This window comes from Polaromonas sp. P1_F2, assembly GCF_056405735.1.
The window spans coordinates 511,988-532,781 of sequence record NZ_JBFUBN010000002.1 but is presented as its reverse complement, the minus strand read 5'-3'; the positions used below and the strand labels follow the sequence as shown (position 1 = coordinate 532,781).

Annotated in this window: 14 protein-coding genes; 3 read left to right on the top strand and 11 right to left on the bottom strand. The window is 64.3% G+C overall.

The genetic code is table 11. The annotated features are described in order from the left end of the window. Nucleotides 1-23 precede the first annotated feature (23 nt). Complete coding sequence (locus AC1D0O_RS06415) at nucleotides 24-7,211, bottom strand: YDG domain-containing protein (RefSeq protein WP_477652698.1); 7,188 nt, start codon at nucleotides 7,209-7,211, stop codon at nucleotides 24-26. A 404-nt stretch (nucleotides 7,212-7,615) separates the two neighbouring features. Continuing rightward, entirely contained in the window at nucleotides 7,616-8,542 is a 927-nt protein-coding gene (locus tag AC1D0O_RS06410; RefSeq protein WP_477652697.1) for an NAD-dependent epimerase/dehydratase family protein, read from the bottom strand. A 61-nt stretch (nucleotides 8,543-8,603) separates the two neighbouring features. Here AC1D0O_RS06410 and AC1D0O_RS06405 point away from each other — a divergent pair, with 61 nt between their 5' ends. Then, nucleotides 8,604-9,656 carry a CDP-6-deoxy-delta-3,4-glucoseen reductase gene (locus AC1D0O_RS06405; RefSeq protein WP_477652696.1) on the top strand — a complete coding sequence of 351 codons (1,053 nt, stop codon included), beginning with the start codon at nucleotides 8,604-8,606 and terminating at the stop codon, nucleotides 9,654-9,656. Between the two features lie 133 nt (nucleotides 9,657-9,789). Here the strand turns inward: AC1D0O_RS06405 and AC1D0O_RS06400 are convergent, their stop codons facing one another. Then, nucleotides 9,790-10,152 carry a hypothetical protein gene (locus tag AC1D0O_RS06400; RefSeq protein WP_477652695.1) on the bottom strand — a complete coding sequence of 121 codons (363 nt, stop codon included), beginning with the start codon at nucleotides 10,150-10,152 and terminating at the stop codon, nucleotides 9,790-9,792. Nucleotides 10,153-10,376: 224 nt separating this feature from the next. On the opposite strand from AC1D0O_RS06400, the gene AC1D0O_RS06395 reads away from it, so the two are divergent. After that, complete coding sequence (locus AC1D0O_RS06395; RefSeq protein ID WP_477652814.1) at nucleotides 10,377-11,315, top strand: Bug family tripartite tricarboxylate transporter substrate binding protein; 939 nt, start codon at nucleotides 10,377-10,379, stop codon at nucleotides 11,313-11,315. Nucleotides 11,316-11,504: 189 nt separating this feature from the next. Here AC1D0O_RS06395 and AC1D0O_RS06390 read toward each other — a convergent pair whose 3' ends face one another. From AC1D0O_RS06390 to AC1D0O_RS06365, 6 genes are all read right to left on the bottom strand, one after another. After that, on the bottom strand, nucleotides 11,505-11,891 hold the full coding sequence (locus AC1D0O_RS06390) for a DUF2845 domain-containing protein (protein WP_477652694.1): 387 nt from the start codon (nucleotides 11,889-11,891) through the stop codon (nucleotides 11,505-11,507). A gap of 173 nt (nucleotides 11,892-12,064) precedes the next feature. Then, nucleotides 12,065-12,784, bottom strand: coding sequence for an ABC transporter ATP-binding protein (locus AC1D0O_RS06385; protein WP_074578237.1), 720 nt, complete (start codon nucleotides 12,782-12,784; stop codon nucleotides 12,065-12,067). A gap of 14 nt (nucleotides 12,785-12,798) precedes the next feature. After that, complete coding sequence (locus AC1D0O_RS06380; RefSeq protein WP_477652693.1) at nucleotides 12,799-13,566, bottom strand: ABC transporter ATP-binding protein; 768 nt, start codon at nucleotides 13,564-13,566, stop codon at nucleotides 12,799-12,801. 11 nt (nucleotides 13,567-13,577) lie between these two features. Continuing rightward, nucleotides 13,578-14,696 carry an ABC transporter permease subunit gene (locus tag AC1D0O_RS06375; protein ID WP_477652692.1) on the bottom strand — a complete coding sequence of 373 codons (1,119 nt, stop codon included), beginning with the start codon at nucleotides 14,694-14,696 and terminating at the stop codon, nucleotides 13,578-13,580. Between the two features lie 33 nt (nucleotides 14,697-14,729). Further along, complete coding sequence (locus AC1D0O_RS06370; protein WP_477652691.1) at nucleotides 14,730-15,659, bottom strand: branched-chain amino acid ABC transporter permease; 930 nt, start codon at nucleotides 15,657-15,659, stop codon at nucleotides 14,730-14,732. A gap of 265 nt (nucleotides 15,660-15,924) precedes the next feature. Further along, a complete protein-coding gene (locus AC1D0O_RS06365) occupies nucleotides 15,925-17,226 on the bottom strand; it encodes a replication-associated recombination protein A (protein ID WP_477652690.1) in 1,302 nt (433 codons plus the stop codon). Between the two features lie 132 nt (nucleotides 17,227-17,358). Here AC1D0O_RS06365 and AC1D0O_RS06360 point away from each other — a divergent pair, with 132 nt between their 5' ends. Then, entirely contained in the window at nucleotides 17,359-17,739 is a 381-nt protein-coding gene (locus AC1D0O_RS06360; RefSeq protein ID WP_477652689.1) for a nuclear transport factor 2 family protein, read from the top strand. Nucleotides 17,740-17,750: 11 nt separating this feature from the next. Here AC1D0O_RS06360 and lolA read toward each other — a convergent pair whose 3' ends face one another. Beyond that, complete coding sequence (lolA, locus tag AC1D0O_RS06355; RefSeq protein ID WP_477652688.1) at nucleotides 17,751-18,395, bottom strand: outer membrane lipoprotein periplasmic chaperone LolA; 645 nt, start codon at nucleotides 18,393-18,395, stop codon at nucleotides 17,751-17,753. Between the two features lie 5 nt (nucleotides 18,396-18,400). After that, nucleotides 18,401-20,749, bottom strand: a complete 2,349-nt coding sequence (locus AC1D0O_RS06350; protein ID WP_477652687.1) for a DNA translocase FtsK — start codon at nucleotides 20,747-20,749, stop codon at nucleotides 18,401-18,403. Between the last annotated feature and the right edge of the window lie 45 nt (nucleotides 20,750-20,794).

Genomic DNA, 20,794 nt, shown 5'->3' with positions numbered 1-20,794 from the left:
AAACTTCCGTGGGGCGACCGGTTTTATTTTTTGGCGGAGAGCACACCGATCCGCAGCTGCACGCCGCCGTCAACGATGTGCAGGCGCGGGTCTTTTCTTCCCGCGGCAAGGGGCGTGTCCTCCACCACCACCTCGGCGGGCCGGCTGGACAGCTCCAGCGCCTCACCGCCCGACGATGCGTCGGTGCTTGCGCTGTGCGTCACGCGCAGGGTTGACGATGCCTCGGTCGAGCTGGCGTTGGGATTGGATTTGGCGTTGGAGTTGGCGTTGGCGTTGGAGCTGGATGTAGAGCGCTCCGTATCCAGGGCCTGTTGCATGGCCGAACGTATGCCGTCACCATCCGCTCCCAATCCCCGCCCGGACGTCGCCGGCGCGGGAGCGGGCACAGGTGCCGCGGGCAAAGGCGTGATGGCGGCCGTCAGCCCGGTGGGCTGCACCACCGTGTAATTGCCGGCATCGACACCACCCAGGGTAAAGCCGGTCACGGTCACGGCTTTGCCATTGCCCACGTTCGGGTCGGCAAAAGCACCGCGGCCGCCGCCGCCGACGCTGACCACATCGCCGGCCAGGGCGGTGACGGCGGCGGTGCCGCCCAGGGTGGCTGCGGTTGTGCCGTCAAACACCTTGTTCTGGGCGTTCACACCGGTGACGGCCAGGCTGGCCTGGGTGATGTTCGCGGTGACGCCGCCGGGCTGCGCGATGACGTAGTTGCCTGCGTCGGCGCCGCCCAGCGTGTAGCCGGTCACGGTCACGGCCTTGCCATTTCCTGCGTTCTTGTCGGCGAAGCTGCCGCTGCCGGTACCGGCCACGCTCACCACATCACCGCCCAGGGCCGTGACACCGGCCGTACCGTTCAGCGTGGCGGTGGTCGTGGTGTCATAGACCTTGTTGTTGGCGCCCACACCCGTGACGGCGAGGGTGGCCTGGGTGATGTTGGCCGTGACGCCGGCAGGTTGCACGACGGTGTAATTGCCGGCATCGGCACCACCCAAGGTGTAGCCGGTGACGGTGACGGCCTTGCCATTGCCCACGTTCTTGTTGGCGAAGGCGCCGCTGCCGCCGCCAACCGTCACCACGTCACCGCCCAGGGCCGCGACGTTTGCCGTGCCATTGAGGGTGGCGGTGGTCGTGCTGTCGTAGACCTTGTTGTTGGCCCCCACGCCCGTGACGGCCAGGCTGGCCGGTGTGATGTTGGCCGTGACAGCTATGGGTTGCACCACGGTGTAGTTGCCGGCGTCAGCGCCACCCAGTGTGTAGCCGGTGACGGTGACAACCTTGCCGTTGCCAACATTCTTGTTGGCGAAATTGCCGCTGCCGGTGCCACCCACCGTCACGACATCACCGCCCAGGGCCGCGACGCCGGCCGTGCCGTTCAGCGTGGTGGTGGTGGTAGTGTCATAGACCTTGTTGTTGGCACCCACGCCGGTGACGGCCAGGCTGGCCGGGGTGATGTTGGCCGTGACAGCTGTGGGCTGCACTACGGTGTAGTTGCCGGCATCGGCGCCGCCCAGCGTATAGCCGGTGACGGTGACAGCCTTGCCGTTACCCACATTCTTGTTGGCGAAGCTGCCGCTGCCCGTGCCACCCACAGTCACGACATCACCGCTCAGGGCCGTGACACCGGCCGCACCATTGAGCGTCGCCGTGGTGGTGGTGTCATATACCTTGTTGTTTGCACCTACACCTGTGACCGCCAGGCTGGCCGGTGTGATGTTGGCCGTCACCGCCGTGGGCTGAACCACGGTGTAGTTGCCGGCATCGGCACCGCCCAGTGTGTAGCCCGTGACGGTGACGGTCTTGCCGTTGCCAACGTTCTTGTTGGCAAAGCTGCCGCTGCCGGTGCCGCCTACCGTTACCGTGTCGCCACCCAGCGCCGCCACCGCTGCTGTTCCGCTGAGCGTGGCCACGGTCGTGGTGTCGTACACCTTGTTGTTGGCATTCACGCCTGTGACCGTGAGGCTGGCGGGGGTGACGTTGGCGGTCAGCCCCGTGGGTTGGACCACGGTGTAGTTGCCGCCGTCCGCACCGCCCAGTGTGTAGCCGGTGACCGTGACGGCCTTGCCATTGCCCACATTCTTGTTGGCAAACGCACCACTTCCACCGCCAACCGTCACGACGTCAACCCCCAGGGCCGTAACAGCCGCCGTTCCGCTGAGCGTGGCGGCGGTCGTTGCGTCGTAGACCTTGTTGTTTGCACTCACACCCGTCACCGCCAAGCTGGCCGGTGTGATGTTGGCTGTCACTGCCGTGGGCTGAACCACGGTGTAGTTACCGGCATCGGCACCGCCCAAGGTGTAGCCGGTGATGGTCACGGCCTTGCCGTTACCCACGTTCTTGTTGGCGAAAGTACCGCTGCCGGCGCCGCCCACAGTCACGGTATCGCCGCCCAAGGCCGTGACGACCGCCGTTCCGTTGAGCGTCGCCGTGGTGGTCGTGTCATAGACCTTGTTGTTGGCGCCCACACCCGTGACGGCAAGGCTGGCTGGCGTGATGTTGGCGGTCAATCCCGTGGGTTGCACAACGGTGTAATTGCCGGCATCGGTACCGCCCAATGTGTAGCCGATGACGGTGACGGCCTTGCCGTTGCCCACGTTCTTGTCGGCGAAAGTGCCGCTGCCACCGCCAACCGTCACCGCATCGCCACCCAAAGCTGCCACCGCCGCTGTTCCGCTGAGCGTGGCCGTGGTGGTGGTGTCGTACACCTTGTTGTTGGCGTTCACACCCGTCACCGTGAGGCTGGCCGGTGTGATGTTTGCAGTCACCGCCGTGGGTTGAACCACGGTGTAGTTGCCGGCGTCGGCGCCCCCAAGTGTGTAGCCCGAGACGGTCACGGCTTTGCCGTTGCCCACATTCTTGTTGTTGAAATTGCCGCTGCCGGTACCGCCCACGGTCACGGTATCGCCAGCGAGGGCCGTAACGGCCGCTGTTCCGCCCAGCGTCGCCGTGGTGGTGGCGTCGTAGACCTTGTTGTTTGCGTTCACACCCGTGACCGCCAGGCTGGCCGGTGTGATATTGGCCGTCACCGCCGCGGGCTGCACCACGGTGTAGTTGCCGGCATCGGCGCCGCCAAGGGTGTAGCCGGTGACAGTGACGGCCTTGCCGTTGCCCACGTTCTTGTTGGCGAAGGTGCCGCTGCCGGTGCCGCCCACCGTCACAACATCACCGCTCAGGGCAGTAACACCAGCAGTGCCATTAAGGGTAGCCGTGCTGGTGGTGTCGTACACCTTGTTGTTCGCGCCTACGCCGGTCACAACCAGGCTGGCCGGCGTGATGTTGGCCGTGACAGCCGTGGGCTGCACCACGGTGTAGTTGCCGGCATCGGCACCACCCAGCGTGTAGCCGGTGACAGTGACGGTTTTTCCGTTGCCTACATTTTTGTTGGCGAAGTTGCCGCTGCCGGTGCCGCCCACCGTCACGGTATCGCCAGCCAGGGCCGAGACGGCCGCCGTTCCGCTGAGGGTGGCGGTGGTGGTGGTGTCGTAGACCTTGTTGTTTGCGTTCACACCGCTGACAGTCAAGCTGGCGGGTGTGATGTTGGCGGTCACCGCCGTGGGTTGAACCACGGTGTAGTTGCCGGCGTCGGCGCCGCCAAGGGTGTAGCCGGTGACGGTCACGGCTTTACCCGTGCCAACGTTTTTGTTGTTGAAATTGCCGCTGCCGGTCCCGCCAACCGTTACTGCATCGCCGGCCAAAGCCGTCACGCTGGCCGTGCCATTGAGCGTGGCGGTAGTGGTGGTGTCATAGACCTTGTTATTCGCCCCCACACCGGTGACAGCCAGGCTGGCCGGCGTGATGTTGGCGGTCACTGCCGTGGGCTGCACCACGGTGTAGTTGCCGGCGTCGGCACCACCCAGTGTGTAGCCGGTGACGGTCACGGCTTTGCCGTTACCCACGTTCTTGTTGGCGAAGGCGCCGCTGCCCGTGCCGGCCACGGTCACCACATCGCCGCCCAAAGCGGCAACACTGGCCGTGCCATTGAGCGTCGCCGTGGTGGTTGTGTCGTAGACCTTGTTGTTCGCGCCTACGCCGGTCACAGCCAGGCTGGCCGGCGTGATGTTGGCCGTGAAACCTGTGGGTTGCACCACGGTGTAGTTGCCGGCATCGGCGCCGCCCAGCGTGTAGCCGGTCACGGTAACCACCTTGCCGTTGCCCACGTTCTTGTCGGCAAACCGGCCGATGCCCGTGCCGGCCACGTTCACCGTATCACCGGCGAAGGCTGCAACGCTGGCCGTGCCGTTGATGGTGGCGGCGTCGTTGGCGTTGTACACCTTGTTCTGGATCGTCACACCGCCAACGGCAAGGCTGGCCGGCGTGATGTTCGCGGTCAGGCCCGTGGGCTGCACGATGACATAGTTGCCGGCATCGGCGCCGCCCAGCGTGTAGCCGGTGACGGTGACGGCCTTGCCGTTGCCCACGTTCTTGTCGGCGAAAGCACCGCTGCCGGCGCCGGCCACGCTCACCGTGTCGCCGGCGATGGCCGTGACGCTGGCCGTGCCGTTCAAGGTGGTACCCAGGCCCGCGTCATACACCTTGTTGTTTGCGCCTACACCTGTGACCGTGAGGCTGGCGGGATTCACCGTCAGCACGCCATTGACAATGTTGATGTCATAGCCTTGCTGGTTCGAATACAGGCCGGAACCCGTCACCGTGTAGCTGCCGGCATTGACCGCTCCCTGCGCGGTTCCGCCGAAACTGATGCTCCCCGACAAGCTGCCGCAGGCCACGTTGGAGCAACTGATGCCGGTTCCGCCGTTCCAGGACAGCTTGTCGTAGGTCTTGCTGGCATTGCCAACGGTGACCGTGGTGGCCTTCATCAGTGATTTGAGCAGGGGGCGGCTGTTGCCCTCATAAATGCGCCAGACGTTGCTGAGGTCCCAATTCGGGTTGACGTTGCCGTTGGCGGCCGTGGCTGAGTTGAAGTTGGCCTGTTGCTGCATCTGGGCTGTGGTCATGCCCGTGCCGCCGCCCGAGCTGGTGGCCTGGCCGGTCGTGGTGCTATCCCAAAAGCTGCCGCTGATCGTTCCTGTCGTCCGGCTTCCCACCAACCCGCCAACACTGCCGGCCGTACCGGTCACCTGCCCGGCGGCATAACTGTTGCTGAGAACACCACCGTTATTGCTCATGTCCCCCACCAAGCCACCCGTCTTGGTGGTGCCGGTGACGGTGCCAGTGGCGTAACTGTTGCTGATGCTTCCGCCGCTGCCGCTCCACAACCCAACCAGCCCGCCACTGGTGTCGCCGGAATTGTTTACGGTGGCGCTTGAATAGCTGCTGCTGATGGCGCCGGTATGGAGCATGTAGCCCACCAGGCCGCCGGCATTGTTTGAGCTGGTCACGGTGCCGGTGGCATAACTGCTGCTGATGTCGCCCTGGTTGTAGCCGGCCAGGCCGCCGGTAAACACCGAGCCGCTCACAGCGCCTGTCGCGTAACTGTGGTCGATTTTTGAGCTGCCGCTGGTTCCCCCCACCAGTCCGCCGGCATCGCCTCCTCCGGATACGGTGGTGCTGGCGTAGCTGTTGCTGATAATGCCGTCGTTCCATCCTGCCAGCGGGCCCGTGTCGCTGTCGGTGCTCTTGACTGAACCGCCTACCAGTCCCACATTGCGGATGACGCTGGTCGAGCCGGTGGAACCAAACAGGCCGGTGAAGCGGGTCGTGCGATCTATCGTGAGGCCGGTAATGGTGTGGCCCAGGCCGTCAAAAGTGCCGTAAAAACAGTTGGGGGTGCAGCTGACATTCCCCGTTCCGATCGGTGCGAATCCCGCGCCGCTGTTCCAGGTGCTGGTGGGCGCGGCATTGATGTCGGCGCCCAGTACATAGCGCCCGCCGAGATTGCCGCTGATCCCCTGCAGGTCGGTGGTGGTGGTGCTGCCCGCGGCGCCCAGGTCGGTGATGACGGTATACGCGAGGGTGGCGCCGGTGCTGCCTCGTTTGGTGCTGAAGTTGTTGCCCGCCGGCAGATTGACTTTCGCGCCGTTGTTGACGGTGTAAGTGTTGCCGGTACCGCTGGTCGTGCCCTGGCCGTATTCCAGCGCCAGCTTGCCCGTGCCCGAAGCGTTGAGGTTGGCATTGATGTTGATGTTGTTCTGCGCGTTAAGCGTCAGCTGGTTGGCGCTCCAGCTCACCACGTCGTTGACGTTCACGTCGCCTGCCGTGCCGGTGTTCCCGCTGCTGCTCTGGATGACAACGTTGCCTGCGCCCAGGTTGGCATCCAGAGTCGCGCCGGTGATGTTCCCACCCGAGGCGGCGATGGTGAAGTCCACCGGATCGATCAGCCAGGTACCGCTGTTGCCCGCGGGGGCCGCCGTGGAAATCCGGGCGCCGCCGGCAATGTTCACCTGCGCGCCCGAGGTCTCAACGAAGCCGCCGTTGCCGCCGTTGGGCGCTGAAGCGTCCAGCGTGCCCGCAACATTGGCCGTACCGGCGGCCATGCCGCCCAGCAGGATGATGGTGCCGCTGCGGTTTTCCACGGTGCGCGCCTGGATCACCCCGCTGTTGTTGACCACGCTGGCCAAGAGCGAATCCCGGGCGCCGGCGCTCATGAGCGCCTGCCCGCCGTCGGCCAGGATCAGCCCGCCGTTCTCGGCCAGGCTGTTGAGAACGCTCTGGTCCACTTCGATCTTGAGCAGCTGGTTGCCCTGAAATGTCAGGGTGGCGGCGCTGCCGGCCGCCAATGCCACGGTGCCCTTGGCGGCATTGATGCTTCCCTGGTTGCGCACGGTGTTGCCGATCAGGGCGACATAACCGCCCGTGGCGGCATTGATGCTGCCCTGGTTAACCACACTGCCTGCGCCCGCGCCGCTGAAGCTGCGCTTGCCGCCGCCGAGGTCCGCATCCTTGACATCCAGTGTCGACGCCACCAGTCCGCCCACGTTGACCTGCGCGCCGGCGCCGAACAGGATGCCGTTGGGATTGATCAGGAAGACCTGCCCGTTGGCGTTCAGCTGGCCCAGGATCTGGCTGCCGTGGGTGTCCAGGATGCGGTTGACCGCGATCGCGCTGGCCGAGGGTTGCACGAAGTTGACGCTTTCCTGCGCGCCGACGTTGAAGCTTTTCCAGTTCAGGGAAGCGTTCTGGCTGGACTGGGTGATGGTGGTGGCGGAGCCGTTCCGGGAGATGGTGGCGGCGCCCGAGGTGACCTGGCCGTCCACCGGCCCGGCCTGAGCCGTTGCGGCGCCGAGCAGCAGAACGGCGGTGACGGGTTTGCGCAAGGTCCATCTGCCCGCCGCGCGACTGGCGTTCCGGCTCAATCCATCAGGGACCGACGGAGCGGTGGGAAGCACCCGCCAGCCAATATTTGTTACAAGTTCCGCAGCCTTTGGTGCACTGCCCCTCGAATTTTTTTTGTGCATTTTTCACACTCCGCAAAAACCCTTTTTTCAGCTAATTGCTGGAAAGGGCCGTCAAAGTGATGGTATGCAGAATGGAATCACCGCAGATCAGTGCAAAAAAAGATCTTTTAACGGTTAATAGAAACGGCTCCAAGTGAGGTCTGCAAGTTTCAAATAGTTACTTCTTTTGTAACAATATTCATAAATATGAATGTTGCAAAAAACATACAAATGAAAAAGCGACTTGCCCGGGAACGGCTCCGCCACGCACCGGGCATGCGTTTTTAATGCTCGCGCAGGCCGATTTTCACCGTCGGGTAGCGCAGGCGAAGCCGCAATTCCCGCTTCAGGCGGGTGTTGTCGAGCCGGCGCGATTCGCTCATGAAGCTCAACAGCACCGGCGGTAGTTCCTCGTGGGCGCTGCCGCGCGCCAGGCGCGGCGGCCGCGGCAGGCCGTAAAGGTCGGCGGCCAGGTCGAAGTAATCGCCCATCTTGAGCTGGCTGTCGTCGCTGGCGTTGCTCACGCGCTGCGGCTTGCCGCGCCACAGCGCCGCCAGGCAAGCGCGGGCCAGGTCGTCGGCATGGATGTGGTTGGTGTAGACGTCGTCTTCGGCGCGCAGCACCGGCGTGCCCTTGAGCAGCCGGCCGCGCGGCGTACCGCCTTCGCGGTCGGGCGCGTAAATGCCCGGGATGCGCAGCAGGTGCACGCGGGTGCCGGTTGCCCGGCCGAACAGCCGCACATGCGCCTCGGCATGCGCGCGGCGCGCGGCGCGCGGCGTGTGGGGGCTCAAGGGCCGGGTTTCGCGCACCCATTCGCCGCCGCAGTCGCCGTAGACCCCACTGGTGGAGGCATAGACCAGGGAGCGCGGCAGGCTGCGTAGCCGCAGGGCGCGCAGCAGGGCCAGGGTGCGCGGGTCGCTGCGCTCGTCGGGTTTGTCATTGGGGGGCGGCGCCAGGTGCAGCACCCGGGTGGCCAGGCCGGCCAGCCGGCGCAGCGAGGCGCCGTCGTCCAGGTTGCCTTGCAGCGGTGTGATGCGACGGGCCCGCAATTCGGGCGCGCGCGCGGGCGAAGACGTGAGTGCCATCAGCCTGGCATTGCGCGGCAGTTGCCGGGCGGCGCGCAAGCCCACGTCGCCGCAGCCGACGACCAAAATCCGCTCCCGGCGGAAACGGAAAGGCAGCGCACCTAGGGGGTTCAAGTTTGAGGGCAAAATTGGGGGGTTGCCGGGAAAACCGGCCGAGTCGAGAACAGATACCGCAAGGATACCGAATATGAGCTTTAACGTGACCGTGCAGCCCAGCGGCCGGACTTTCATTGCCCAGGTGGACGAAGCCCTGCTGGCCGCCGCCATACGCCAGGGCATAGGCCTGCCCTACGGCTGCAAGGACGGCGCCTGCGGTTCCTGCAAGTCGAAAAAACTCGAGGGCACGGTGACCCACGGCGCGCATCAGGTCAAGGCCCTTTCGCCCGAGGAGGAAGCCGCCGGCTTCATCCTCACCTGCTGCGCCACGGCCCATTCCGACGTCGTCATCGAGTCGCGCCATGTGACCGATGAAAGCGCCTTCCCTGTCAAGAAGATGCCGGTGCGCATCAACAGCCTGGCCAAGGCCTCGCATGACGTGATGGTGGTGCGCCTGCAGTTGCCGGCCAGCGACGTCTTTAAGTACCACGCCGGTCAGTACGTGGAATTTTTGCTGCGCGACGGCGACCGCCGCGCTTATTCCATGGGCAACGCGCCGCACACCCAGGCCGAAAACCCGGGCGTGGAACTGCATATCCGCCACATGCCGGGTGGCAAATTCACCGAGCACGTGTTCGGCCCCATGAAGGAAAAGGAAATCCTGCGCATCGAGGGCCCCTTCGGCAGCTTCTACCTGCGCGAAGACAGCAACAAGCCCATGGTGCTGCTGGCCTCGGGCACCGGTTTTGCGCCCATCAAGGCGCTGATCGAGCATCTGCAGTTCAAGGGCAGCACGCGCCCGGCGGTGCTCTACTGGGGCGGCCGCCGCCCTGCCGACCTGTACATGGACGAATGGGTCAAGGCCAGGGCCGCGGAAATGCCGAATCTGCGCTACATACCCGTTATTTCGAATGCCCTGCCCGAAGACAACTGGACCGGCCGCACCGGCTTTGTCCACCAGGCGGTGCTGGAAGATTTCGCCGACCTGTCGGGCCATCAGGTGTATGCTTGCGGCGCGCCCATCGTGGTGGACTCGGCCCAGGCCGCGTACACCGCGGCCGGCCTGCCGGAAGACGAGTTTTATGCCGACTCTTTTGTGACCGAAAAAGAAAAAGCCCAGGCAACCGTGCCTGCGGAGACCTGAAACCTGAAACTTTGAATCAGGCGGGCACCCTCCCGACAAACAAGAAGAATAAAGAAGAAGAACAAGAAACGCCCCGGCTGATGCATCAGCCGGGGCTTTTTTATACGCGGGTCAAGCGCTGCGGTGCGAACGCTCAGCCGGCTTTGGCGGGCGCGACCTGCCGGTCATGCTTCTGGCGGCGTATCGCGGTGCCGGCGCGGTTTTCTTCGCGTTTCAGTTTGCGGCGCTCGGCTTGCGTGACCTTGCCGTCGGATTTGGCGGCCAGCTTGTCGGATTCAATTTTCGTTTCGCGCTTATCGAGTTTGGCCGTCTCTTTGGCGGTCAGCGCGCCGGAGCTGATGCCCTGGTCGATGTGCTTTTCCTGGTTGGCCTGGCGCTGGTCGATGCGAGGCGTGGCCAGCGGGTCTTTCGGCGCCGCGGGGGCGGCAGGCGCCTGGGCAAAGGCCGCGCCACCGGCAACCAGGGCGAAAGTGGCGACAAGGGTATGGATCTTCATGGGGTTTCCTTGGGCTTGAAGGTTGAAAAACATGAAGCGGGCGCCTCATGAAATCCCAACGCCCGGCGGCCGCCGGGCGGCCATGTCTGGCAGGTAAAGATGCTGTAACGGCATGCGCCAGGCCGGGCAGCCATGGCCCGGCCAACTTTTTGCAACAATAGGGTATGAATATTCGACCTCTCACCCTCCCCTCCCTGCTGGCAAAAAGCCTGGCGGTATGTTTTATGGCCGGCGCGGCCCTGTCGCCCGCCCCGGCGCTAGCCCAGGCCAAGATCATGCGCATCATCGTGCCGTATGCGGCCGGCGGCCCCATCGACGCGACGGCCCGCCTGATGGCCGAGCGCGTGAAAGACTCGCTGGGCACCGTGATCATTGAAAACAAGCCGGGCGGCGGCGGCAACATCGGCGTCGACGCGATCGCCAAGGCCCAGCCCGACGGACTCACGGTCGGCATTTCGGCGGTGGCCACGCACGCCATCAACCCCTGGCTTTACAGCAAGATGCCGTACAACGCGGCCACCGATTTCGCGCCCATCACGCAGATGGTGCGTGTGCCCAATGTGCTGGTGATGAACGCCGAGACCGCGCGGCGCCTGAACATCAACACGCTGGCCGACCTGATCAAGTACGCCAAGGCCAACCCAGCCAAGCTCAACTACGCCAGCGGCGGCAACGGCAGCGCGGGCCACCTGGCCGGAGAGATGTTCAAGGCACGAGCCGGCATCTTCGCGCTGCACATTCCCTACAACGGTGGCAACCCCGCGCAGCTGGCGCTRCTCAGCGGCCAAGTGGACTACAACTTTGACAACCTCGCCACCGCCTCGGCCAACATCAAGGCCGGCAAGCTCAAGGCCCTGGCGGTCACAACAGCCCAGCGCAGCGCCATGCTGCCCGACGTGCCGGCGGTTGCCGAGACGCTCAAGGGTTTTGAGATCGACACCTGGTGGGGGCTGGTGGCGCCCGCGGGCACGCCGAAAGACGTGGTGGCCAAGCTCAACCATGCTTTTGTCGCCGCGCTGAACTCCCCCGAAGCCAAGGCCCGCTTCGCCACGCTGATGGCCGAGCCCGTGGGCAGCACGCCCGAACAGTTCGGCACCTTCATGAAAAGCGAACTGGCCAAGTATGAAAAAGTGGTGAAAGCCTCCGGCGCGAAGGTGGACTGATCCCGGGGCGCCTGGAGTGATCCAGCGCCCTTAAAAAAGGCCGGTACCCACAAAGGGGCCGGCCTTTTTAATTGCTCACCGTCGTGGTCTCTTAAACCCAGCAGGGGCCGCGGGACTGGCTTTGCCAGACCGCAGGCGCAGCGCCCCCTTGGGGGGCAGCGAACCACACGCAGTGGGGAGCGTGGGGGCTTATTTCGTGACCCGATCCCCGTAGCGAATGCTCTTGAGGGACCCGCCTTCAAACAGCAGCATGGTCATGAACTGGCCGTAGCCGGGGTTGTAGGTCCACTCTTCAACTTGCTGGCAGGTGTTAACCGTGACATTGGTGGTGCCACCGGAGGTAGTGGGCACTGTCGGCGTGGTGACCGGCGCGCTGGACACGGTTTCCTGAACAGGTTTGCAGAAGCTGTCTTTCAGGACGGGCTCGCCGCATTTTTGCAGGATGGTGCCTTTGGAGTTGCCGATCTGCGCAAGGTCGCCCTTGCAGCGCAGCGACTGGGCGGAGGCGCCGGTAAACGCGGAAGAAGCCAGGAAGGCCAGGGTCACGGCGGCGGCGCGGACAAAGATTGGATTCATTTTTTGCTTCCCAGGGTTCGGTAAAGGTGCGCGCGCGGCGCACCCTTTGAACTTTATGCGCAAAGATTTGGCGCGGCAAGGCATTTATGGCCCCGGGCCGGCCCGCCGGTGTTACGGCTGCAATGCGCATCCCGCGGCGCCGTGCGGCGCGCGGGCTGGCGCAATGCAATGGCTTACTCGCCGAGGTAGGCGGCGCGCACGCGCGGGTCGCTGAGCAGCTGTTTGGCGTCGCCGTTCATGGTGACGTTGCCCGACTCCATGACGTAGCCGCGGTTGGCGATGCCCAGCGCGCGGCTGGCGTTCTGCTCGACCAGCAGCACCGTCACGCCGCGGGAGGAGACGTCTTTCACAACCTCGAAGATCTTGTCGACCATGATGGGCGACAGACCCATGGAGGGCTCGTCGAGCAGCAGCACCTTGGGGCGGCTCATCAGCGCGCGGCCCATGGCCAGCATCTGCTGCTCGCCGCCGGACATGGTGCCGGCCAGCTGGTCCTTGCGCTCGCGCAGGCGCGGGAAAAGCACGAACATCTTCTCGATGTCTTCGGCGATGCCGGCCTTGTCGCTGCGGATGTAGGCGCCCATCTGCAGGTTTTCGGTGATGGTCATGCGGGTGAACACGCCGCGGCCTTCCGGCACCATGGCCAGGCCTTCCTTGACCAGGTCCCAGGCGCCGCGGCCCTTGATGCTCTTGCCGAGGTATTCGATGTCGCCGTCCAGCATCGGCAGGGTGCCGGTGATGGCCTTCATGGTGGTGGTCTTGCCGGCGCCGTTGGAGCCGATCAGCGTGACCAGTTCACCGTCGTGGACTTCGAAGTCCACGCCCTTGACCGCCTGGATGCCGCCGTAGGCGACCTTCAGGCCGGTGACCTTGAGGAGTGTGTTTGCTGCCATGTTCTTGCTTTCCTTCAATGACCTGTGCCCAGATAGGCGGTGATCACTTTTTCGTCTTTTTGCACGTCGGCGGGCGCGCCTTCGGCGATCTGCTTGCCGTAGTCGAGCACGGTGACGCGGTCGCACAGGCCCATGACCAGCTTGACGTCATGCTCGATCAGCAGGATGGTGCGGTTGTCCTTGCGGATGCGGTCTATCAGTTCGCGCAGCTGCACTTTTTCGGTGGCGTTCATGCCGGCGGCCGGCTCGTCGAGCGCGATCAGCTGCGGGTCGGTGGCGAGCGCCCGGGCGATTTCCAGGCGGCGCTGGTCGCCGTAGCTCAGGGTGCGCGCCTTGAAGTCGGCGTATTTGCCTATGCCCACGTAGTCGAGCAACTCCTGCGAACGCTTGGCGATGGCGGCTTCCTCGTGCTTGAAGCCCGGCGAACGGAACACGGCGCCCAGCAGGCCGGACTTGGTGCGGATGTGGCGGCCGACCATCACGTTTTCGAGCGCGGTCATGTCGGCGAAGAGGCGGATGTTCTGGAAGGTGCGGGCGATGCCGGCCTTCGCGACTTCATGCACGGCGGTGGGCTTGTAGGCCTTGCCGGCGAGCTCGAAGCTGCCGCTGTCGGGCGTGTAAAGGCCGGTCAGCACGTTGAAGAAAGTGGTTTTTCCGGCGCCGTTGGGGCCGATCAGGCCGTAGACCTGGCCGCGCTCGATGTGGATGCCGACGTCGCTCAGGGCCTGCAGGCCGCCGAAGCGCTTGGAGACACCGGAGACTTTAAGAATGGTTTCGCTCATGTCCATTCTCCTTAAGGGTTGATTGACTGAATGGGGTCTTTGCCGACGACCTTGTTCAGCGACTTGCCGTGTTCCGCGGACGGCCACAGGCCGCGCGGACGCATCAGCATGATGGTGATCATGGCCAGCGCGATCAGCAGCTGGCGCAGGATGGCGGAATCAAGGCGGCCATCGGTCATGGCCTGCAGCGGGCCGGCGACGTGGCGCAGCACCTCGGGCAGCGCGGCCAGCAACAAGGCGCCCAGGATGACGCCGGGCAGATGGCCGATGCCGCCCAGCACCACCATGGCGACGATCATGACGGACTCCATCAGGCTGAAGGATTCGGGCGAGACAAAACCCTGGAAGGCCGCGAACATCGAGCCGGACACGCCGCCGAAGGTAGCGCCCATGCCGAAAGCCAGCAGCTTCAGGTTGCGGGTGTTGATGCCCATGGCCTTGGCGGCGATTTCGTCTTCGCGGATGGCCATCCAGGCGCGGCCGATGCGGGAGTTTTCGAGGCGGTGGCAGATGACGACCGAGACGATCACCAGCACCAGGAACAGGTAGTAATACATGGACACCGAGTTGACCTCGAAGCCGAAGAACTCATGCGGCTTGCCCAGGTCGAAGCCGAAGAACTTCATCGAGTCGATCTGGTTGATGCCCTTGGGCCCGTTGGTCAGGTTGATGGGGCGGTCCAGGTTGTTCAGGAACACCCGGATGATTTCGCCGAAACCCAGCGTCACGATGGCCAGGTAATCGCCGCGCAGCTTGAGCGTCGGGGCGCCCAGCACCACGCCGAAAAAGCCGGCGAGCGCCGCGGCGGCCGGGATGATGGCCCAGATCGGCAAATGCAGCCCGTTCGGGAACTGCGCGGCGATCCAGGGGAAAGCATCGGCAAGATGCGGCGAGCCCAGCAGCGCGAACAGGTAGGCGCCGACGGCGAAGAAGGCGACATAGCCCAGGTCCAGCAGGCCGGCGTAGCCGACCACGATGTTCAGGCCCAGGGCCAGCAGCACATAGAGCAGCGCCATGTCGACGATGCGCACCCAGGCGTTGCCGCCCTGCTGCAACAAGAGGGGCAGCACCAGCAGCGCCGCCGCGACGACCAGGAAGGTCACCAGTTTTTTGGATTGTGTGGAATTCATCAAAGTTCTCCTTGTGTACCGGATGGAAGGGCCTTACGCCCGGTCCGCCACACGCTCACCCAGCAAGCCCGAAGGCCGCAGCGTGAGGACAAAAATCAGCACGATAAAGGCGAAGATGTCGGAGTACTGGCTGCCCAGCACGCCGCCCGTCAGCGGCCCGATGTAGCCCGCGCCTATCGATTCGATCAGGCCCAGCAGGATGCCGCCCAGCACCGCGCCGCCCAGGTTGCCGATGCCGCCGAACACGGCCGCCGTGAAGGCCTTGAGGCCGGGCAGGAAGCCCATGGTGTGCTGTACGGTGCCGTAGTTGGAGGCGTACATCACGCCGGCCAGCGCGGCCAGGACGGCGCCGATGATGAAGGTGGCCGAAATGACGGTGTCGGGCTTGACGCCCATCAGTGCCGCCACGCGCGGGTTCTCTGCGGTGGCCCGCATGGCGCGGCCCAGCTTGGTGTAGTGCACCAGCCACATCAGCACGGAGAGGGAGACGGCGGTGGCGCCCAGGATGAAGAGCTGGGTCACCGTGATGACGGCGCCGCCGACCTGGAAGGGCTCGCTCGGCAGCAGGGTGGGATAGGGTTTGTAGTTGGGCTTCCAGATGATCATGGCCAGTGTCTGCAACAGCAGCGACATGCCGATGGCGGTGATCAGCGGGGCCAGCTTGGGGGAGTTTCGCAACGGCCGGTAGGCGATTTTTTCAATCGCGAAATTGAGGGCGCCGCAAACGACAAAGGCGATCAGCAGCGATATCAGCAGGATCAGCCAGCCCGGCGTGCCCGGCATGGCGCTCTGCATCAGGCCGATGATGGTCCAGCTGGTGAGCGCGCCCACCATCAGTACCTCGCCGTGCGCGAAATTGATCAGGTTGATGATGCCGTACACCATCGTGTAGCCCAGGGCGATCAGGGCATACATGCTGCCCAGGACCAGACCATTGATGATCTGCTGAAGCAATATTTCCATAACTCACTCTCCCGTCCGATTGATTGAAATTGCAAACTCCGCCTGGCGGCCGCCCTACGCCGGGATCACCGGCGGCTGGCGCGAGTTAACAAAAAGCCCGCCCATCAAAGCCGGTTGGCTGGTGAAGATGGCGAGCTAATCCGCAAATTGTAGCCAAGCGTCTCTAGCGAGAATCGAGCCAGCGCTGCGGTTTACGCGGGGTTTACCCTTGAGAAAGGGGATTTTTTCGGCCGAAGCAGCCTTTATCAGCGGCTTTTGTTTTTTATTAGCCTTTCTTATTGTTCTTTAATTTCAGCTCATTCAACTTATCAGCGATGCGTATCTCCAGCCCCCGGTTGACGGGCCGGTAGAAGCCCGGAGCCTGCATGCCTTCGGGAAAGTAGTTCTCACCAGCGGCAAAGCCGTCTTCCTCGTCATGGGCGTAACGGTAATTTTTGCCGTAATCCAGCTGTTTCATGAGCTTTGTTGGTGCATTGCGCAAATGCAGGGGCACCGGCCGGGTGCCGTCCCTGGCGATAAAAGCCTTGGCTTCGTTGAAGGCCTTGTAGACCGCGTTGGACTTGGGCGCCACCGCCAGGTAAATCACGCACTGGGCCAGCGCCAGTTCGCCCTCGGGCGAGCCCAGGCGTTCATAGACTTCAGCGGCATCCAGCGCCATGCGCAGCGCCCGCGGGTCGGCCAGGCCGATGTCCTCGCTGGCCATGCGCACCAAGCGGCGCGCCATGTAGCGCGGTTCGGCGCCGCCGTCGAGCATGCGCATGAACCAGTAAAGCGCGGCGTCGGGGTCTGAGCCGCGCACCGACTTGTGCAGGGCCGAGATGGTGTCGTAGAACTGCTCGCCGCCCTTGTCGTAGCGGCGCAGGCGCTCGCCCAGCACCTTGAGCAGCCAGGCGTCGGTGACCTCGGTGACTTTTTCAGCCTTGGCCGCGACGCTGAGCGACTCGAGCGTGTTGAGCAGGCGCCGGGCATCACCGTCGGCATAGGCCACCAGGCGGTCGGCAGCCTCCGCCGCGATGGTCTCGATGGCCGGCAGCGCTTTTTCGGCCAGGACCTTGGCCACGATCTGCTTCAGGTCGACCTCGCCCAGCGGCTGCAGCACATAGACGACCGCGCGCGACAGCAGGGCCGAGTTAACCTCGAACGAGGGGTTTTCGGTGGTGGCGCCAATAAAAGTAAAGAGTCCGCTCTCGACATGCGGCAAAAACGCATCCTGCTGGCTTTTGTTGAAGCGGTGCACCTCGTCGACGAACACGATGGTGCGGCGACCGCTTTGCGCCTGCCAGATGCTGGCCTGCTCCACCGCCTCGCGGATGTCCTTGACGCCGCCGAGCACGGCCGAGATGGTGATGAAGTGCGCGTCAAAACTGCTGGCCATGAGCCGCGCGATGGTGGTTTTGCCCACCCCCGGCGGCCCCCAGAGGATGCAGCTGTGCGGCTGGCCGGATTCGAAGGCGATGCGCAGCGGCATGCCCTCGCCCAGCAGGTGCTGCTGGCCTATGACCTCACCCAGGTTCTGCGGGCGCAGGCGTTCGGCCAGGGGCTGGTGGGTGGAGGAAGCGGCTTTCACGGGAGGGCAGGAAACAGTGGAGACCAGAAAATCGGAAACTGCGATGGCAGAAGTCTAAGCCACCGAGCCGGGTCGGCGGCAGGGTTACGGCAAGTCGTGTAAAACGCCATCATCCCCTTCCAAGGAAACGCCATGCCAAGCCCCGAAACACTGGAACGATTTATCGCGCGCGTTGAAGAAAACGCCCACGCCGAAGCCATTGAAGAGTTCTACACCGAGAATGCCTCCATGCAGGAAAACCAGGCCGCCCCGCGCGTCGGCCGCGCCACCCTTGTCCTGGGCGAGCAGAAGGTGATGGAAAGGGCGAAATCGCTGACCTCGACCTGCGTGCGCCCCGCCCTGCTCAACGGCGACCACGTGGTGATCCGCTGGATCTTTCGCTTTGAGTGGCAGGACGGCAGCCGCACCGAGATGGAGGAACTCGCCTGGCAACGCTGGGAAGGCGAGCGCATCGCGGAGGAAACGTTCTTCTACGACCCCGCGCAGCGGCTTCCCAAACCTCCGACGGTCTGAGAAAGCCTTGCCTATTGCCGGATCACGTCAGCGCCCTTGGGCGGCGTGAAGCGGAAGGTGTCGGGCGGCAGGCTGGGATTGACCTCGACCTTGCTGAAACTCAGCACCGAACGCTGGCCGAAACTGTCGATGATCTCCAGCGCGGCCAGGCCCGAGGATTTTTCACCGGGGCGAAAACCCACACGCACGGCCTGCAGCTGGCCCTCTTTGCTTTTGGGCGTGGCCACTACCCATTGCAGGCCGTCGGCATCGGGTGCGGCGGCAAGGGTGAAGTCGGCTTGCAGGGCGCGCAAATCGGGGGCTGCGGCAATCAGGGCCGCGGGTGTGGAACCCAAGGCGCTGGACTGCTTGCGCGAGGTGACTTGGTTCAGGTCCACATCGTGCAGCCAGAGGGTCTGGCCGTCGGCCACGATGCTTTGCTCAAACGGCTTTTTATAGACAAAACGAAAGCGATTCGGCCGGGAAAACTCGAACGTGCCGGTGGAGGTCTTGCTGCGCGCGGCCTGGCCGTCCCTGGCCGGCGCGGTGACCACCTGGGTGAACTCGGCGCGGCCGCTGCTGACGGTCTTCACGAAAAGCTCCAGACTGTCCAGGCCGTTGGCCCAGGCGGGATGCGCACAAACCGCCACCAGTATCGTTGCAATAAATTTCTTCATGATCGTCACTCCGCCCTTGCAGGCACCAGGATGTCGCGCTGGCCGCTACCACTCATGGCGCTGACCAGCCCGGCTTTTTCCATGTCTTCGACCAACCGCGCGGCGCGGTTGTAGCCGATCTTGAGATGACGCTGCACCAGCGAAATGCTGGCCTTGCGGTTCTTGAGCACGACCTCGACGGCCTGGTCGTACATCGGGTCTTTCTCGCCGCCGCCGTTGCCGCCACTACCACCTTCTCCCAGCAGGTCGCCGTCTTCGCCGTCGACGGTGCCGCCTTCGAGCACGCCGTCAATGTAGTTGGGCTCGCCCTGCTGCTTGAGATAGGCCACCACGCGGTGCACTTCGTCATCACTCACAAACGCACCATGCACCCGGATTGGAAAGCCTGTACCACTCGGCATGTAAAGCATGTCACCCATTCCTAACAAAGCCTCGGCGCCCATCTGGTCCAGGATGGTGCGGCTGTCGATCTTGCTGCTGACCTGGAAGGACAGTCGGGTCGGGATGTTGGCCTTGATCAGGCCGGTGATCACGTCGACGCTGGGGCGCTGCGTGGCCAGCACCAGGTGGATGCCTGCGGCCCGGGCTTTTTGCGCCAGGCGGGCGATGAGTTCCTCGATCTTCTTGCCGACCACCATCATCAGGTCGGCCAGCTCGTCGATCACCACCACGATGTAGGGCAGGCGCTCGAGTGGCTCGGGCTGCTCGGGCGTGAGGCTGAAGGGGTTGTAGATGAATTCGCCCTTGGCCTTGGCTTCGTCGATTTTTCCGTTGTAGCCGGCCAGGTTGCGCACGCCCAGCTTGCTCATGAGCTTGTAGCGTTTTTCCATTTCGGCCACGCACCAGTTCAGGCCGTGGGCTGCCTGGCGCATGTCGGTGACCACCGGGGCCAGCAGGTGCGGAATGCCTTCGTAGACGCTCATTTCCAGCATCTTCGGGTCTATCAGCAGCAGCCGCACGTCGCGCGCATCGGCCTTGTAGAGCAGGCTCAGGATCATCGCGTTGATGCCGACCGACTTGCCCGAACCGGTGGTGCCGGCCACCAGGCAGTGCGGCATTTTTGCGAGGTCGGCCACCACGGCGGCGCCGCTGATGTCCTTGCCCAGGCCGATGGTGAGCAGGGACTTGGCCTCGTTGTAGACCTGCGAGCCCAGGATTTCGCTGAGCTTGATGGACTGGCGCTTGGCGTTGGGCAGCTCCAGCGCCATGTAGTTCTTGCCGGGAATGGTCTCGATCACGCGGATGGAGACCAGGCTCAGGGCGCGGGCCAGGTCCTTGGCCAGGTTGACGACCTGCGAGCCTTTGACGCCGGTGGCAGGTTCGATCTCATAACGCGTGATGACGGGGCCTGGCGCGGCGGCGACCACACGCACCTCGACGCCAAAATCCTTGAGCTTTTTCTCGATCAGGCGCGAGGTCATCTCCAGCGTCTCGGGGGCCACGGTCTCCTGGCGGCTCAACGCGCCGTCGAGCAGGTCGACCTGCGGCAGCTTGGAGTCGGGCATTTCGCTGAAAAGCGGCTTTTGCCGCTCCTTGGCGACGCGCTCGCTCTTGGGGATGTCGACCAGCACGGGTTCGATCAGCACCGGCACCGGATGATGTTCCTCGATTTCGATGCGTTCGTCGATCAGCGTTTCCTCGCGCTCGCGGGCCGCCAGCTTGCCGAAGGCCAGGTCTTCGGCGATCTCGCGCTTTTCGCGGCGCGAATCGATCAGGTTATCTATCCAGGCGCCGACGCGCAGCGCCACATGGGCCCAGGAAAAACCGAACACGGCCGACACGGCAATGACGCCCAGCGCGATGAACACCAGGCCGGAGCCGGCGAATCCCAGCCAGTTCTCGCCCATCGAGCCGACCAGATAGCCCAGCACCCCGCCCGCATGGCCGGGCAGTTTCAATTCAAAACGGTAGAGGCGCGACCATTCCAGCGCCGTACAGGCTACCAGCAACAACGCCAGGCTGAGCCAGAAACGGATGCGGTGGGACTCCCCGTCCGCCACCGGTTCGCCGCGCAACCACCTCGCCAGCGACTGCAGCCAGGCCTGGCCGCCGGCGGCCAGCGCCCACCAGACCGAAAAACCGAGCAGGTAATAGCTGGCGTCAGCCAGCCAGGCGCCCACACGCCCGCCCCAGTTGACAAGGCTCGTGGCGTGGCCGCCGGCCGCGGCTTGAGCCGTTCCGGAAGTCGACCAGGCCGCGTCCTGCGGCGAGTAGCTGAGCAAGGCGGCCAGCCAGAAAACCAGGCCGAGCAGGCCCAGGATCAGGCTGACTTCATGGGCAAAGCGTTTGATGCCGCCGGGCGCGCCCGTGGCGGGGGAGTTTCTGGAGTTCAGGGTGTCGAGTGAGTAAGTCATGGCCCGGCTTGAAGCTTAACGCAGTTGGGCGAGGGCTCTGAAGGG